Below are 15,217 nucleotides of genomic sequence, written 5' to 3' on the forward strand. Positions count from 1 at the left end.
TCGGCGGCGAGCTGGCGAATCGCGGCGAGCACTTCTCCCACCAGTTCCGGATCCAGCGCCGATGTCGGCTCGTCGAACAACATGATGATGGGCTGCATCGCGAGCGCACGCGCGATCGCGACCCGCTGCTGCTGGCCGCCAGACAGCTGGGAGGGGTATTTATGCCCGGCATCGGGAAGGCCCATGCGGGTGAGGAGCTCGCGTGCTCGAGCCTCGGCTTCGGCGCGGGGCATTTTCTTCACCACTAGCGGGGCTTCGACAATGTTCTCCAGAGCCGTTCGGTGGGGAAACAGGTTAAAGCTCTGAAACACCATGCCGGTCTTGATACGGACGGCGCTAACCTGCCTGCCGGAGAGCTTGAGCCTCTCGGCCCCGGTGCTGCGGAAAAGAGGCGCGCCCTCGATGACGACCTCCCCTTGATCTGGCTCCATCAACAGGTTCATGCAGCGCAGCAGCGAGGTTTTGCCGGAGCCGCTCGCGCCGATCAGACAAACCACCTCTCCGCGATGGACGTCGAGATCGACCCCACGAAGTACATGATTCTTCCCATACGATTTCTCTATGCCGCGTACGCTCAGTACGACCTCAGAGGATGTTGCCGCCATCACGCGGCCTCCTTGCGTTCGAATCGGCGAGAAAGAGCGCTGAGAGGGAACAGCAAGAGGATGAAGACGAGGCCGATGACTGTGTAGACCTCCATCGGTCGGTAGGTGAAACTGGCAATGTAGCCGGCCTGGTAGAGCAGGTCAGGGATGGTCAGCACCGAAAGGAGCGTCGTATTTTTGAGCTGCATGATGGTCTGCCCCATCAACGGCGGCACCATGCGGCGCAGTGCCTGCGGCAAGATGATCCGCTTCATGCGTTGAAAATAACCCATGCCTAGCGCCACGGCGGCGTCGGTTTGGCCACGGTCAATAGACTGGACACCGGCACGCAGGATCTCGGCATAGAAGCCGCTGGCATAGAACCCGAGACCGAGGATACCCGCAGTCTCTTTCCCGATCTGGATCTGAAGAAAGATTGGCAGCGCATAATAGGTCCACATCAGCAAGACCAGCAGCGGGATGTTGCGGAAGAACTCGACCCAGGTTCGGCCAGTCCAGCGCAACAAGCGCCACGGAGTGAGCTGAAGCAGCGCTACAAGGAGACCGATTGAGAGTCCGATGACGCAAGTATAAATCGTGTATCTCACAGTGACCAGCAGGCCGTAGGCAAGGATGTCCCAATTCGCGAAGACGATGGACGGCTCGAATTTCATGGCGCTCTCCGTCAATTGGGAAGGAAGCCGGCGGGCAGCGGATCGTCTATTTCGAGAACAAGGGTGGAAAAGGCCGTGACGTGAGCCATGCCCCGCACCTCCGGAATTATGGCGGGCCTGCCGTCACCAGCCTTGGTCAAGCTTGCAATCCTGCCCTCAAAGGGCACGCCGAGGATGTTTTCGGCCCGGTACGAGGCGCCCACAGCGAGCTGCCCTCGGGCGTTGAGCTGCGCGAGCCGGGCGGACGTGCCGGTCCCACAAGGCGAACGGTCGAACTTGTTGCCTGCCGAAATGACCAGATGCCGCGCGCCACCTTCGACAGAATGATAAAAAAGCACGCTGTCGACCCGCGGGGCTGTGCTGCCGGAATTTAGCGCTTCCTTGATGGCAACGCCGGCGCGACACCACCGGCTGGCATGTGCAATGTCGAAGGGAAGATCGATTTGGTCAGCGTCGACCAGCGCATAGGTGATACCGCTATAAGCAATATCGCAGGTCACCGTGCCGAGACCTTCGACCTCCGAAACGACGTCAAAGGCGAGAACGAATGACGGCACGTTGCGTAACAGAACAGAACTTAGCCGCCCTGACTCGAACGTGCCGGTCACATGGACAACACCTGCCGGGGTCTCGATTGACATGCCGTTCTGTTCAAAGCCCGGCGGCAGAGCTCCTATAGCAGCGAGACTTGCGATATAGCCGATGGTGGCATGTCCGCACATGTCGGCGTAGACGTAGGAGAAAATAAAGAACAGTCCCTGATCCGCCTCGCGGGAAGGCACGGGAATTGCCGCCGCCATGGCACCGTGCCCGCGCGGCTCGTGTAGCAGTAGCGTCCTCAAGCCATCGTGAGTATCGCGGAAATCGTCCCGCTGCTCGCGCACGCTGCGCCCACGCAGCGGCGGGATGCCCGCCGTGACCGTTCGTGTGGGATGCCCCGCGGTGTGGCTGTCAATGACAGTGAACAGACGGCTCGTACGCATGGTCAGCAATATTTGCCGGACTGAGGAACTACCTTCATATCGATGCCGCGGTCGAGCATGTAGCGGGTAATGCGCGAGCAGGCCAAACCCAGTGAGTTTTGTTGGGACATCCAGTTGGCCAGGAAGTTGGCGTAGCCCTCATTGCCGGCTTCGCGACGAATACCGATCGTCGCCGGGTTGCGCAGCACGGGCGTGGGCACCACCGCCTTGCCAACGCCCTTGGAGTCTAGAAGCGCAGCGTCCTGGTCAGCAATGATGATGGCGTCGACCTTGCCCGATTGCAATTCCAGCACCGCCTGGTCGCGGCTGGGCACGGCCACGATTGTGGAGTTTGGGATCACGGATTCGGCGATCACCTGCATGGTGCCGCCCTTCTGCACGGCGACCCGTACTTCCTTTTTATCCATCTCGCGCCAAGTTTTCGGTGCGAAGCCAGGGCGCGCAACAAGCGCCCAAATGCCCTCGACAATTGCGCCGGGCACATAGTCGATGACGAGGCCGCGGCGAGGATTGGGATTCAGTGCCACCGCAAGGTCAATCTTGCCTGCCTGGAAGTCGGCTGCGAGATTGCCCCAGCTTGTCTCGTAATACTCGATCTGCACCCCGAGCAGACTGGCGATATCCTTGCCCCAATCTACGAAGAATCCGCTCCATTCACCGGTGCGCGGGTCCTTGATGTAGCCAGGCTCCTCCGCGACCATGACTGGAAATTTGAGCTTGCCGCTCGCCTTGATACGATCGAGCACCAAGGAAGGGCTCTCGGCTCGAGCCGGCACCGAGGCTGGCCCAAACAGCGCAGCGGCACCAATGACAGCAGCGATGATCGCACATATCCACCGGCTCATTAGAGATCTCCTCGTATTGAACTATGTCAATTTATAATTGATCCATATCATTTCTGCTGGACTGCGCAAGGTCAAATTGCGCCGGCCATCGATTATCGGACGCCGTAAGGAGCGTTTGATATCCGCGCGCGGCGGCCCGCGACGAGGTCGGAGATAATGGCTGCCGTCATGGGGGCGCCGCTGATACCCATGTGACCATGGCCAGTGGCGAACAGGACGGCGCTGTGCCGCGGATGGCGAGCGATGATCGGCAGGCTGTCGGGGGTCGATGGCCTTACGCCCATCCACTCACTCACCTGGCTAATCGATATGTCCGGCAGCATCGCGCGCGCGTATGCCTGCAGCTTCTTGCTCTGCGCCGGATTGCGCGGCGCCCCGGGGGCATCGAATTCGGCGATGCCAACGATGCGCAGACCCTCCTGTAGCGGCGTGGCAACGAAGGCGGAGTCCGCATCAGTGACCGGGCGGCTGATGCCACCTGAATTGCCGGGGATGGTAATGTGATAGCCACGCTCGCTGGCCAGCGACAGGGAAATTCCCACAGAGCGCGCCAGATCGCGGCTGCCAATACCCGCAGCGATTACCACTGTGTCGCAGCAGAGGGGACCGGTGCTCGTGTGCAGCGTTGCTCCTTCGGTGCCGGGTTCTATGGTTAGAACCCGCGCCGCACGAATCGAAACCCCAATCGAGGCGGCTCGATCCATCAGACCTTCCACCAGTCCGGGGGGTGAAGTCACATGGCCACTGTCTGGAAAGAAGATGCCGCGTTTGTAGTCGTAGGACAAAGCCGGCTCCAACTCCCGCAGTTGGTCACGGCTCAGCTTCTCGAAAGCCACGCCCTGCCTCGCTCGCAGACTGTCCACCCGTTCATCCAGTGCGGTTGGCGTTACGTCGCGCCATACATGGAGCGCACCGCTTGGACGGAATAATCGCTTCCACTCGGTTTCGCCGAGCATGTCGCGGTAGAGAGCGGCGCAAGGCTGGTTGAGAGCGTGCAAGGCGGCATAGGCCGCCTCCCAAGCCTGCGGGCGTCCAGTACGCAGGAAGCGGAGTAGCCAGGGCAGCGTGCGCGGCAACTCACGCGGGGCAAGGCGCACTGGACCCTTAGCATCAGCGAACCACCGCAGCGCACGCCACATCACGCCGGGATAAGCCATCGGCAGAGCCGATCCGGCATTGTATTGTGCGCCGTTACCCCACGAGCAGCCATGGCCAATGCGCCCCTCCTCGACGACGGTGACGCGGTGCCCTTCCCGCGCCAGCATGAGCGCGCAGCTCACGCCGACTACACCCCCGCCAATCACCGCAACAGCCTGCGATTCAGCCATGCAATGTCTCCTCTCGCGCTAAGTACCCGAGGCCCGCGAGCCTCGACGCGCTCTGCTTGGATTGACATAGTACATTAAAGGCCCGCCCCGTGGATTGGCATATAGCAATCACGGCTCGTGGGTTTCAATGATTATTTTGTTCACCGGCCCTGATTATCGAGTTGGACATTTTGTCAGCGGCAATGGCAGGCGCTTTCGCAGCATTTGCGCAGCGAGGCCGAACGAGACCGGGGACCTCTTTCGTCAGTTACCTCAGCTCGTGGCCTTCGATTTGGCAAAGCGCGGCAAGATTGCGATTCTGTGCCGAGGCCCCGATAAGCGCATCAGGATCGTGCCCATTGCAGCAAGCCGAATAGTTGTGAAATTAAGTAAATGGTGGCTTCAGGCCTGAAGCGAAGTAGACGCTGAAACAGTGCAAGCAAACGGAATGCTCCGTGAGACATCAATGGAATTCCGAGATCTACGCTGGGCGATCTGGGCGTTCCGGCACCCAAGCCTCGCCAAACGGCGGAGACGCTCAGTATCCAGCAGTTTAGGCCGGGCCGCTCCCTGCGCGACTCGAACACAAGGTAGGCGGCGAGCGGAAGCTGCCCGAGAGTCTGGGGCTGCGCACGGCGCCAACGCCTCCGACACGCTGGCAACGCCGCGCCCGGCGACCAGGAGGATCGGACATTTCATCTGCCTCACCCGTTGTGAACAACGCGCCGAAGCCAATTGCTCGTTTGGTACTTCCGCAGCTCTCGTCATCCGCCGATAGACGCGAGCATCCGAGCCCCGATTCCAGAACCCACATCGCAAACCGCCGCGGCTACGCAGGTATCCGCCGCAGCAAAATCAGTGTCTATAACAGCTGACAACCCTTCACCGTAGAAGCAAAGGCGATCGACGGTGTCCTGAACCGGCAAAACGTCCAAATAACGAGACAACAAAAATCTGGATCCACCCGGCGGCTGATTAGAGACATCCTCCGGAGTCAAACGTCAAAGCTCCCCATGAGGCGCAGATGGCTGAAATTCTGTAAAAGATTTCTTTGAATGTAGCGAGCTCGGGGGCCGCGAAAAGCCGATACGGCAATTGACGCTCGAGGCGGCTCCGACGAGCAGCACCGGGCACACTACGCGCGAATACTTTGTTGCTGCGCCCTCACGCGCAGGATTTCAGACTTAGATGACTTAGTCTGCAAGAATCGAACTGTGTGACCGAATATGCTCCGGCTATGACATCGCCAGTTGTACGCTCCATTGGAATTCTCAACCTTGAGCGAGGAGTTCCGCCCGGAAGCTCTCCACCGCCGCCCCGTCCGGGTTCAATGCTGGATCCCGCTAGCTTTAACTTCCCATCGATCGTTGAAACGGTCACGGGCGCTTGGGTAGAAAACGTCGTCCGCGGCGATCCAGCTCTCGAGCCAGCTTATGTCGCAGCCGCTCGGCGCCTCGTCGAACGCGGAGCTGTGGTGATAAGTTCAACCTGCGGGTTCTCCATAAGGCATCAGCAAGCTGTGGCCGCGTCAGTTAATGTGCCAGTGGCAATGTCAAGCCTGCTGCTATTACCGACATTGCTCCGTCACGTGCCGCCCGCTGCCAAGATCGGTGTGCTGACCTTCGATTCGACCCATTGTGGCGAAGATCTGCTTGGAATTGATGATCCAGCCGAGCGGGCGCGGATCGTTGTCGGTGGCATCGAAGGCGGAAAGTTCTGGCATGACGAGTTGAAGCGTCCGCCGCCACCGATCGACATCGCATCAATCGAGACCGATGTGGGTGCGCGGATCAGGAGTCTTCGCGATGCGCATCCTGAAATTGCGACCATTCTATTCGAGTGCGCTGCGTTTCCGATGGTTGCGATGGCGATCCGTCGCCAAACGAAATTACCGGTTTGCGATATCACGGACCTCTGCCGCCTCATGATCGCGTCGGTAGCCCAGCTTGATTAGATTATGCCGGCCTGGCTCGTTATCCTCCTTGGGTAACCTTCCATAGCGTTTCGAAGCCGGTCGGATTCGCGCGCCGATAGACATCTTTGATCGCCGGCAAGTAGCGCCATGCAACACACAGTTAGAAGATCTCGCTGCGGCGACTAACTTTCGACGGACGTTCCTAAGCGCAGCTATATACCGTGTAAACTCGGTGGCCTCCCTCTCGAGGGCAGCTTTTAGTTCCTGTGCACGCCTCCCGGCTCTGCTGGCGAACGTGAGAGCCGGAATTCTCAGGCGCAATACGCAAAGCGGAGCTCAACCGACCGACGGTTCTTTGGCTAGCTCATCCATGACATCCTTCGTTGCTCGATAAGCCAGGTCCACAATCTTGTCGATTTCGGCCTCCGAAACAACGAGCGGGGGTGCAAAGCCAAGAATGTCTCCGTGCGGCATCGCTCTGGCGATAAGTCCCCGATCGCGGGCGGCCTTTGAGATTCGAGAGCCAACTTTCAATTCCGGATCAAACCGGCGTTTCGTTTGGCGATTTGCAACAAACTCGATCGCGCCAAGCAGGCCCACGCCTCGAACTTCCCCGACGATTTCCAGCTGCGCAAATCGTTCTTTCAATCGCTTCTGAAAGTGCGCCCCGACGGTTTTAGCCCTGTCGCCTAACCGCTCGTTCTCTACGATGTCGAGGACTGCATTCGCAGCTGCAGCCGCAATCGGGTGCCCCGAATAAGTATACCCGTGCGAGAATGCCCCGACGCGATCGGCGGCTTCCTCCATGACGTTATAAACTCTCTCGCCAACAATGGCTGCGGAGAGCGGCATATAGCCGGAAGTCAGCCCTTTGGCGACTGTCACCAGATCCGGCTCAATCCCGTAAAGAGTGCTTCCGAAGTCCGCGCCGGTGCGACCGAAGCCACAAATGACCTCGTCTGCAATCAGAAGAACGTCATAGCGCCTGAGCACTGCCTGGATTTCTCGCCAGTATCCCTCAGGTGGCGGGGTAATGCCGCCGGTGCCTAGCACCGGCTCGGCTATGAAGGCGCCGATTGTTTCTGGCCCTTCCCTCACGATTAGGGCCTCAAGTTCGGCTGCTCGCCGACGAGAAAAGTCCGCCTCCGTCTCGCCCGGCTCGGCGCCCCAGTAGTGATGCGGCGCACCTGTGTGCAGAATACCGGGGAACGGAAGGTCCATGTGATCGTGATAGAACGACATACCCGTCATCGAGCCGGAGACCACGGAGCAGCCATGGTAGCCGCGTTCACGCGCGATGATCTTCTTCTTCTTCGGCTGGCCACGCAGATTGTTATAGTACCAGACGAGTTTGGCTTGAGTCTCATTAGCATCGGACCCGGACAACCCGTAGAAGACTTTGCTCGCCTTACCAGGTGCCATCCGTACGAGGCGATCCGAAAGCGTGGCCAACTGTTCAGTCGTGTGCGCCGCATATGTATGGTAATATGCCAAACTGTAAGCCTGACGCGCAATTGCTTCGGCAACCTCCGTACGGCCGTAGCCGATGTTGACACAATAAAGGCCAGCAAAGGCGTCGATATAATTGCGACCCTCTGCATCCTTGATGCAAATGCCGTTTCCGCCCGTAACGATCGTCGGATCGCCCATTTTTCCCGTGGCGAAGTCCTTGAGCTGAGTGAAGGGATGCAAAACGCTCGCACGATCCCGTTCAGAAATGGTTTTGATGTCGATCATCCTTATCTCCCTAATCCGCCAGATCGCCGAAGCAGACGTATTTTAGTTCCATGTATTCCGCTAACCCGTATCGTGACCCTTCGCGACCGAGCCCTGATTGTTTCCAGCCCCCGAACGGGATGGGCGGTCCCGTGAATGAAGCTGTATTGATACCGAGCATGCCGCACTCGATCTGCTCAGAGAGTCGGAGCGCTCGGCGCAGGCTGTCCGTGTAGACATACCCAGCGAGCCCCATTTCGTTAGCGTTGGCTCGGGCTACGACCTCTTCTTCGGAATCGAAGGGAAGCACGGCTGCGACAGGCCCAAATGTCTCTTCGCGAGCAATGAGCATCTGTTCCGTGACATCGCTGAGCAGCGTTGGGGCAACGAAGTTGGGACCGAGGCTGGCGCCTTGTTTCGAGTGGAAAACGCGCGCTCCTCGCTGAGTCGCATCATCAATCTGTGCCCGGCATTTCTGGGCAACTGACAACTTGGTCATGGGACCAATATCAGTCGTGGGCTCCAGCCCATGTCCAATCTTGAGTTGGGCGATCGCTGCGGCAAATTGGTCAACGAAGGCGCTATAGATGCCTCGTTGCACATAGATGCGATTGGCGGCCAAGCAATCTTGACCGGAGGTAGCAAACTTAGTTGCGATCGCGCCCTTCACGGCTTTACCAACGTCGACGTCGTCAAAGACCAGAAACGGGGCATGGCCACCCAATTCCAACGACACCTTTTTGACGCTCTCGGCCGCTCCTTTGAGAAGCAGGCGACCGACGTCCGTAGACCCCGTAAACGAAAGTGCGCGTACTCTTGCATCCTTTAGTAGCGGCCGAGAAAGCTCGATTGGATCGCCAACAAGCACTTGAAGCACGCCCGGAGGGAACCCAGCCTGTTCGGCCAGCCTGGCAAGGGCGAGCGCAGAGAGCGGAGTTTCTGGAGCAGGCTTGACGATGATTGGGCAACCGGCAGCAAGAGCGGCCCCCGCCTTCCTTGTGATCATTGCGATTGGAAAATTCCAGGGCGTGATCGCGGCTGCGACGCCTATTGGCTGCATACGCACTTGGAGCAGACTACCAGCCTTGTGGCTGGGAATCGTCTCTCCGTACGCACGCTCCCCCTCCGCTGCGAACCAGTCCAGAAAGCCGGCGCCGTAAGCTATTTCCTGCCGCGACTCGGCAAGGGGTTTACCCTGTTCGCTCGTCACCAGAATCGCGAGCTCTTCGGCGTGCTCGAGCATTAATGCGGCCCAAGCCCTGAGAACCGCCCCTCTTCTTGCCGGGAGTAACTCTCGCCAAGCTGGGATTGACCGCTCAGCCGCGGCGATTGCCACCTCCATCTCTGTGGCGCGACAGCGAGCAACATCCGCGATCCCCTCTCCGGTCGCAGGGTCGACCACGCGCTCTCGCTCTCCCTCCGAGAACCATCGGCCGTCGACCAGCGCCGCTCCCGTCAGAAAGTCGCGCCGTCTTAGAGTTTGCAAATACCGAGTAGCAAGGCCAGCCGGATGGACGCCTTGGTGAGCAGTCGCCTGAAACGTCATGTTTGGGTCACGCACGGTCAATTCTTGAAATGATCCAGGAATTCAGGATAGTGGTAGTGCACAAAGATTTGCATCGCATTTCCATGCCGCCTGGAGGATTTCCTGCGGCGCGCAGGGGATTAGCGATGGAATGCACCTGAAGGTAGGCTGGAGCGCAGCATGCAATACGATCGGATCGACGCCCGTATCCTGGAGATCGTACAGAAGAACAATCGTCTAACCTCTGAGGTGATCGGGGAAATGGCTGGTCTCTCTGCTACGGCCTGTCAACGCCGGTTAAAGAGACTACGCTCGGATGGAATCATCGAAGCTGATGTATCGATCGTTTCGGCCAAAGCGGTTGGAAGGCCCATTCAGATGCTTGTCTTGGTGAGTCTCGAGCGAGAGCGCTCCGACATCATCGACAAGTTTAAGAAGGCCATTAAATCGTCAGCGGAGGTCGTCAACGGGTTCTATGTCACGGGCGATGCCGATTTCGTTCTCTACATCACGGCGCAAACCATGGAAGACTACGAGCAGTTCACGCGCCGTTTCTTTTATGAGAACCCGGACATCAAGGGATTCAAGACGATGGTTATAATGGATCGCGTAAAGGCTGGCTTTGCTATTCCGATCGAATCGCCATCCGAGGATTAGCGCAGTTTCTTTGAATCTATTTGGCGAAGGTTTTCATCGCGCACTCGCGCACAACGCCTGAAATCATCCTATGGCTGTTCTATTCTAAGCCGCTTAATGCATTCGATGCTCAGCAGGTCGGTTTGCATCTCAACCGGCACCGCGATCATCTACCTTCTGACGAGACGATGCAGATACCAGGAATCTGGCGGAGATTGATCTGCGGTTCGGCTTGCGGAATAGCTCACCTTTCTTTGGCGGATTGTGGCGGCAAGTTCGCTTTGTCACCACCAGCATCGAAGTCTCGGCTGATAGAGTGCGCCGCGGTCGGGTTGAGTCGTCTTGTAGATAGCGATCTTCCCGCTGGCGAGGTCAGTAGTCGCTCCCAACAATCAGCTGCGCAATGGGTCCACTCGTCGGCGCTTGCAGCGACAGAACGAAACACGGCCTGTCGCACGCGAAACGTGCGAAGCGACGTTGGAAAACCGACTCCAATCAACGGACTGAGCCAAGAAGTTTGTCTTTCAACTGCGCAAGTCACGCTAGGCTTCATCGCTCTTGCCGTGCACTCCAAAACGACTTTGTGATTCGATCCTAGAGGCAACATAGAACCCGAGATGACCCAGCCATTGAAGCCGCCGGCGTTTAGCCCAAACGGCATCACCGCCCCGCTTCGCCAGCTCACTTTTCGACGGATATGGCTGGCGAGCGTACTTGCCAATCTGGGCGCCCTGATACGGAGCGTAGGAGCGGCTTGGACGATGACGCAGATGACGTCATCAGCCGATAAGGTCGCGCTGGTTCAGACCGCTCTGATGCTACCGGTGATGCTGATATCGATGCCCGCCGGCGCGATTGCCGACATGTACGATCGACGCATCGTGGCGGTACTGTCGGTCGGTATCGCGCTCACCGGCGCCGCCGCCCTGACAACGCTTGGTTGGTTGGGCCTTCTTACCCCAAACTTGCTGCTGATTTCATGTTTCGTGGTGGGCACTGGAATGGCCCTGATGGATCCTGCTTGGCAGTCTTCAGTCAGCGAGCAAGTGCCACCGGAGACGCTTCCGGCCGCGGTGGCGCTGAACAGCATCAGTTATAATATTGCGCGAAGCGTGGGACCAGCCATCGGCGGCATCGTGGTGGCAACCGCAGGCGCCGTGGCGTCGTTCGCGATCAACACGCTGCTTTATATTCCACTGATTCTGGCGCTTTTTCTATGGAAGCGTGTCTCCGAGCCGAGTCGCCTGCCGCCAGAGCGACTTAGCCGGGCCATCGTTTCGGGCCTGCGCTACATAGTTAATTCGCCGTCCATCAAGATTGTACTGGTTCGTTCGATGGTTATGGGTGTACTCGGCGGCGGATTAATTGCGCTCATGCCCCTTGTAGCCCGCGACCTGCTGTTGGGTGGTGCCCAGACCTATGGCATTATCCTCAGCGCCTTTGGTCTCGGTGCAGTGGTCGGCGCGCTCAACATTACGATTGTTCGCCGGCATATGACTGGCGAGTCGGCAATCCGTGCCTGCGCCTTGTCAATGAGCGGAGCAATCGCTGCAATAGCGCTGAGCGGCGCGCCGATGTTGACAGCGATAGCGATGTTCCTCGCCGGTGCTGTGTGGATGATTGCTTGGGCTCTTCTTAACATCGCGGTTCAGCTGTCAGCTCCCCGCTGGGTCGCAGGCCGTTCGCTTGCGGCCTACCAAGCGGCGGGATCCGGCGGAGTCGCCGTTGGCAGCTGGGCCTGGGGTTATCTCGCTGACGTCACCGGCGTGCAAATCGCGCTTCTGATCTCAGCGGCCCTGATGCTGGCATCACCGATCCTCGGTGTTTGGCTACGTATGCCGCGCATCGGCGCTCGTCAACAGGACGCCGAGATCTTGGCCGACCCCGAGGTTCGGCTTGAACTTTCCGGTCGCAGTGGGCCCCTTGTGGTCGAAATTGAGTATCGCGTAGAGCAAGAGAATGCACGTGCCTTTCACAAGGTGATGCAGGACGTTCAGTTATACCGCCAGCGCACCGGCGCGTATGGCTGGTCTATCGCGCGCGACATCGCCGACCCAGAACTTTGGACCGAGCGCTATCACTGTCCGACATGGCTAGACTACCTGCGACAGCGCAACCGCGCGACCCAGTTAGAGCGCGATCTAGATCGACGGGCAGCCGAGTTGCACAAAGGTCCGGAGCCCGTCCGCGTACGCCGCATGCTGGAGCGCCCGTTTGGGTCGATGCGCCGGAAAGAAAATGATCACGATCGCGCTGCGAAGGAAGCGATGCACGGTCAAGAGCTGATTCGGAGTTGAAGGACTAGCGGAACGCCCGACTGGCGGGCTTGAGTGGAGGCAAGCCCTCGTCATAACGCAAAAATGAAAGTGCGGTTGTTCGATAACAGCCGAGTCCCTGTCGAAACAATTGTGAGCACAACTATCGTGCTCTTGCGAGTAGCGCATCCACTCGAACCAATGTCAGCAGGCAGTGGTGTGCTGAAACGGCAAATGATCTGCAGGTGTTTAGCGGTTTCTGCACGAACTTGCATCTCGCGCCCGACACGGAAGTGGCGGATCCTCGACTGCTCTCGCGTGCGCGAAATCGGTGTCGCTTTTGGTATCGCTTCACGTCTGAGCCTCAGAAATGCGCCTCGTCCTGACCTGTGCACAAAATCAGCGGAAAGGCCGATAAAATTGCGGAAATTCAGCCTCGCCAGCTCGATACATTGAGGCGGATGATTGAGCCCCAACCCACAACGACCGAGCGTCGCGCTGAGGTCGACGTGAAGACGGACTACATGTCCGGAATCGATAGCGGGGCGATCAAGATCATTCCGAGCTTTTTCGAGAACGCTTCGCTCCCCGGGCTCAGCACGAACGGGACGACGATCGTTCTTTTCACCGAGAAGGGCATGTTGGAAGCGCTTCTCCTCGACGGCGGCTGTGTCACCAATGTGCGCTCAGTTGCAGCCAGTACGCTGGCGTCCGACAACCTGACCCGGCGCAACGCCTCAGTCGCTACCGACTTTGGCACGGGTGTGCAGGCGCGCTTTCGGCTAAGAGCATTGGCTATGGTGAAGTCCTTGCGCGAGGCCGTTGCTCGCCCGGGCGGGGACCGACAAGACCCGTATCCTGACGGCGCTGATCCACTTGCGCTCAATGAGCGACTTCGTATCTATGAATAAAATCTGGGAAGCCTGGATGCCTGTTGGCGCGGCCCCGGCACGCACTTCTGTCGAGGCCGCGCTGGCCACGCCCGAACTAGATGCCGAAATATTCATCGTCGCGGCGGCCGAAGGTACGGCCGCTTCACTGGCTGGAGTCTGAGATGTTAAACACCACACATTTGACCCAGTACCATACCCGTAGCGGATGGAATGCCCTACTGCCTCCACGTGTACCGCGCGAACAGAAGCTGGCGACAACTCGCTTCGCCTCGATCGTGATCGGCGCGGGGTACACGGGGTTGGCAGCGGCCCGTCGCACCGCCGAACTTGAACTCGCCAAGGAAGTGCTCGTGCTGGAGGCGTCGGAGATTGGCGAAGGTCCGTCCGGGCGCAATTCTGGCTTTGCGTCGGTCTTCCCATCGAATCCGACGGCCAACGATTACGGTTCTGCAGACGATGACGCGATCCGCAAGGTCCGAATCTCTATGGCCGGACAGGAGTGGCTTCGCTCGTTGATCAAGGAGCACAATATCGATTGCGACTGGGACGAAGAGTCGCTGCGCATCAATGCCGCGGCGACGCCTGAGGGTGCCGTCGCCGCCAAAAGCTGGCTGCAGTCACTGCGAAAGTGGGGTTTCACCTGCAGGGTGCTGAGCGACGATGAACGTGTGGCCCAGCTCGGGACGGACTACTACACGACGGCATTCGATGTCCGCCCTCGTGCACTCGTCCAACCTGCCGCCCTGATCCGCGGGCTGGCAGCAAGCCTGCCGCCGAACGTGACGTTACTCGAGAGAACACTCGTGACGCGCGTCGAAGGTAACGGACCGTTTAAGGTCCATAGCACGAAGGGCACCTTCACGGCTGACCGACTGTTCATCGCGAACAATGCGCAGGCCCGGGATCTTGGGATTCTCCCTGACCGCACCGTCACCATCCTAACGTATGCCGCACTCACGCCTCGCCTAGACGAGGACGAGCTCGCCAAGCTCGGTGTCGCACCGATCTGGGGGATGACGCCTATCAACAGTATGGGCATGACTATGCGCAAGCTGAAAGACCGCTTCCTGGTGCGAAGTATGTCTTCATACGGCAGGGAGACGGATCCGAAGACCGTACGCGAGGAGCTGAGCCGTCTGTACCGCAACCGCTACCCTCGCATGAACTCACACGTGTTTGAGTACGTCTGGGGCGGCACCATGGCGTTCAGCGGGAACGGTGGATTTTATTTCGGCGAAGCGAGGCCCGGCATCTTTGGTGCTGTCGGCTGCAACGCCGCGGGCGTGGTGAAGGGCACGATTCATGGCAAGTTGCTTGCCGAGTTAGCTTGCGGTTCACAGTCGGAGCTCTTGACAGACCGCCTAAGGCAGACCGGACCCAACTGGCTGCCGCCGGAGCCGTTCCGCGGCATTGGCGCCATGTCCCGCATTGCTTGGCTGCGGCGTAAGGCCGGGCGTGAATACTGAGTTCGTTGATTTTTCAAGAAGGGCGGCCCTTGCCCGCCTCGTAAACGCGCGAGCGGCTAGTCGAGACCAAGCTGCAGCCACGGACAAACTCTTCGAAGCGTAGTCCCCCGGTCCGGCAGAGCCGGGAAAAGAACCTCATCGGGATAACATGAGGATTGCGAGGCTCTCGAGTCCTGCCCTGAAGAACGCGCCGGTGTGATTCGCCTCTCTCGAAGAGGTTGCGACACACAGTCATCACAGCTCGCATGATGTAGGGACAGGGACGAAGGTCTGCGGTAACCGTCCGGTGAGGTCTTCACCGGGGGCTTACGGTCTGCGCGATGAGCACTGGAGAGACGAATACCGCGTCACCAGTTCGACGGTGTCGTCACATCACCCGTGCGTACGCAAAGCCCAGCCGCTCGGTTATGGGTCCGTA

The 15,217-nt window shown here is 59.0% G+C and carries 13 protein-coding genes; 6 read left to right on the forward strand and 7 right to left on the reverse strand.

Annotated elements, in window-relative coordinates; genetic code table 11:
• The 5 genes from AC0L27_RS39720 to AC0L27_RS39740 all read right to left on the reverse strand — a co-directional run.
• The coding region (locus AC0L27_RS39720; RefSeq protein ID WP_473323417.1) for an amino acid ABC transporter ATP-binding protein at window positions 1-605 on the reverse strand (605 nt) is incomplete at its 3' end.
• The gene (locus AC0L27_RS39725) at window positions 605-1,258 is read right to left on the reverse strand and encodes an amino acid ABC transporter permease (protein ID WP_473323420.1); all 654 of its coding nucleotides are present in this window, start codon (window positions 1,256-1,258) and stop codon (window positions 605-607) included. The genes AC0L27_RS39725 and AC0L27_RS39720, both read right to left, overlap by 1 nt.
• An 11-nt stretch (window positions 1,259-1,269) precedes the next feature.
• Window positions 1,270-2,241 (reverse strand): proline racemase family protein, encoded by a 972-nt coding sequence (locus tag AC0L27_RS39730; protein ID WP_473323422.1) that lies wholly within the window; start codon window positions 2,239-2,241, stop codon window positions 1,270-1,272.
• Between the two features lie 2 nt (window positions 2,242-2,243).
• A complete protein-coding gene (locus tag AC0L27_RS39735; protein ID WP_473323425.1) occupies window positions 2,244-3,086 on the reverse strand; it encodes a transporter substrate-binding domain-containing protein in 843 nt (280 codons plus the stop codon).
• Between the two features lie 92 nt (window positions 3,087-3,178).
• Window positions 3,179-4,414: an NAD(P)/FAD-dependent oxidoreductase gene (locus tag AC0L27_RS39740; RefSeq protein ID WP_473323427.1), complete on the reverse strand. Its 1,236-nt coding sequence runs from the start codon at window positions 4,412-4,414 to the stop codon at window positions 3,179-3,181.
• A gap of 1,528 nt (window positions 4,415-5,942) precedes the next feature.
• Here AC0L27_RS39740 and AC0L27_RS39745 point away from each other — a divergent pair.
• Window positions 5,943-6,347: an aspartate/glutamate racemase family protein gene (locus tag AC0L27_RS39745; protein WP_473323429.1), complete on the forward strand. Its 405-nt coding sequence runs from the start codon at window positions 5,943-5,945 to the stop codon at window positions 6,345-6,347.
• A gap of 297 nt (window positions 6,348-6,644) precedes the next feature.
• Here AC0L27_RS39745 and AC0L27_RS39750 read toward each other — a convergent pair whose 3' ends face one another.
• Together AC0L27_RS39750 and AC0L27_RS39755 are read right to left on the reverse strand one after the other, a co-directional pair.
• The gene (locus AC0L27_RS39750; protein ID WP_473323431.1) at window positions 6,645-8,045 is read right to left on the reverse strand and encodes an aminotransferase; all 1,401 of its coding nucleotides are present in this window, start codon (window positions 8,043-8,045) and stop codon (window positions 6,645-6,647) included.
• A 10-nt stretch (window positions 8,046-8,055) separates the two neighbouring features.
• The gene (locus AC0L27_RS39755) at window positions 8,056-9,570 is read right to left on the reverse strand and encodes an NAD-dependent succinate-semialdehyde dehydrogenase (RefSeq protein ID WP_473323434.1); all 1,515 of its coding nucleotides are present in this window, start codon (window positions 9,568-9,570) and stop codon (window positions 8,056-8,058) included.
• A 159-nt stretch (window positions 9,571-9,729) separates the two neighbouring features.
• Between AC0L27_RS39755 and AC0L27_RS39760 the strand changes: the two genes are divergently transcribed.
• The 5 genes from AC0L27_RS39760 to AC0L27_RS39780 all read left to right on the forward strand — a co-directional run bounded on the left by AC0L27_RS39760 (window position 9,730) and on the right by AC0L27_RS39780 (window position 14,799).
• On the forward strand, window positions 9,730-10,206 hold the full coding sequence (locus AC0L27_RS39760) for an Lrp/AsnC family transcriptional regulator (protein WP_354142284.1): 477 nt from the start codon (window positions 9,730-9,732) through the stop codon (window positions 10,204-10,206).
• A 596-nt stretch (window positions 10,207-10,802) separates the two neighbouring features.
• Complete coding sequence (locus tag AC0L27_RS39765) at window positions 10,803-12,482, forward strand: MFS transporter (protein WP_473323436.1); 1,680 nt, start codon at window positions 10,803-10,805, stop codon at window positions 12,480-12,482.
• 467 nt (window positions 12,483-12,949) lie between these two features.
• Window positions 12,950-13,351, forward strand: a complete 402-nt coding sequence (locus AC0L27_RS39770; RefSeq protein WP_473323438.1) for a hypothetical protein — start codon at window positions 12,950-12,952, stop codon at window positions 13,349-13,351.
• Window positions 13,263-13,493, forward strand: coding sequence for a Rid family hydrolase (locus AC0L27_RS39775; protein WP_473323440.1), 231 nt, complete (start codon window positions 13,263-13,265; stop codon window positions 13,491-13,493). The genes AC0L27_RS39770 and AC0L27_RS39775 overlap by 89 nt, the downstream gene beginning before the upstream one ends.
• A 1-nt stretch (window position 13,494) precedes the next feature.
• The gene (locus AC0L27_RS39780; protein WP_473323441.1) at window positions 13,495-14,799 is read left to right on the forward strand and encodes an NAD(P)/FAD-dependent oxidoreductase; all 1,305 of its coding nucleotides are present in this window, start codon (window positions 13,495-13,497) and stop codon (window positions 14,797-14,799) included.
• Window positions 14,800-15,217: the final 418 nt, after the last annotated feature.

Source organism: Bradyrhizobium sp. Ken51 (assembly GCF_055807435.1).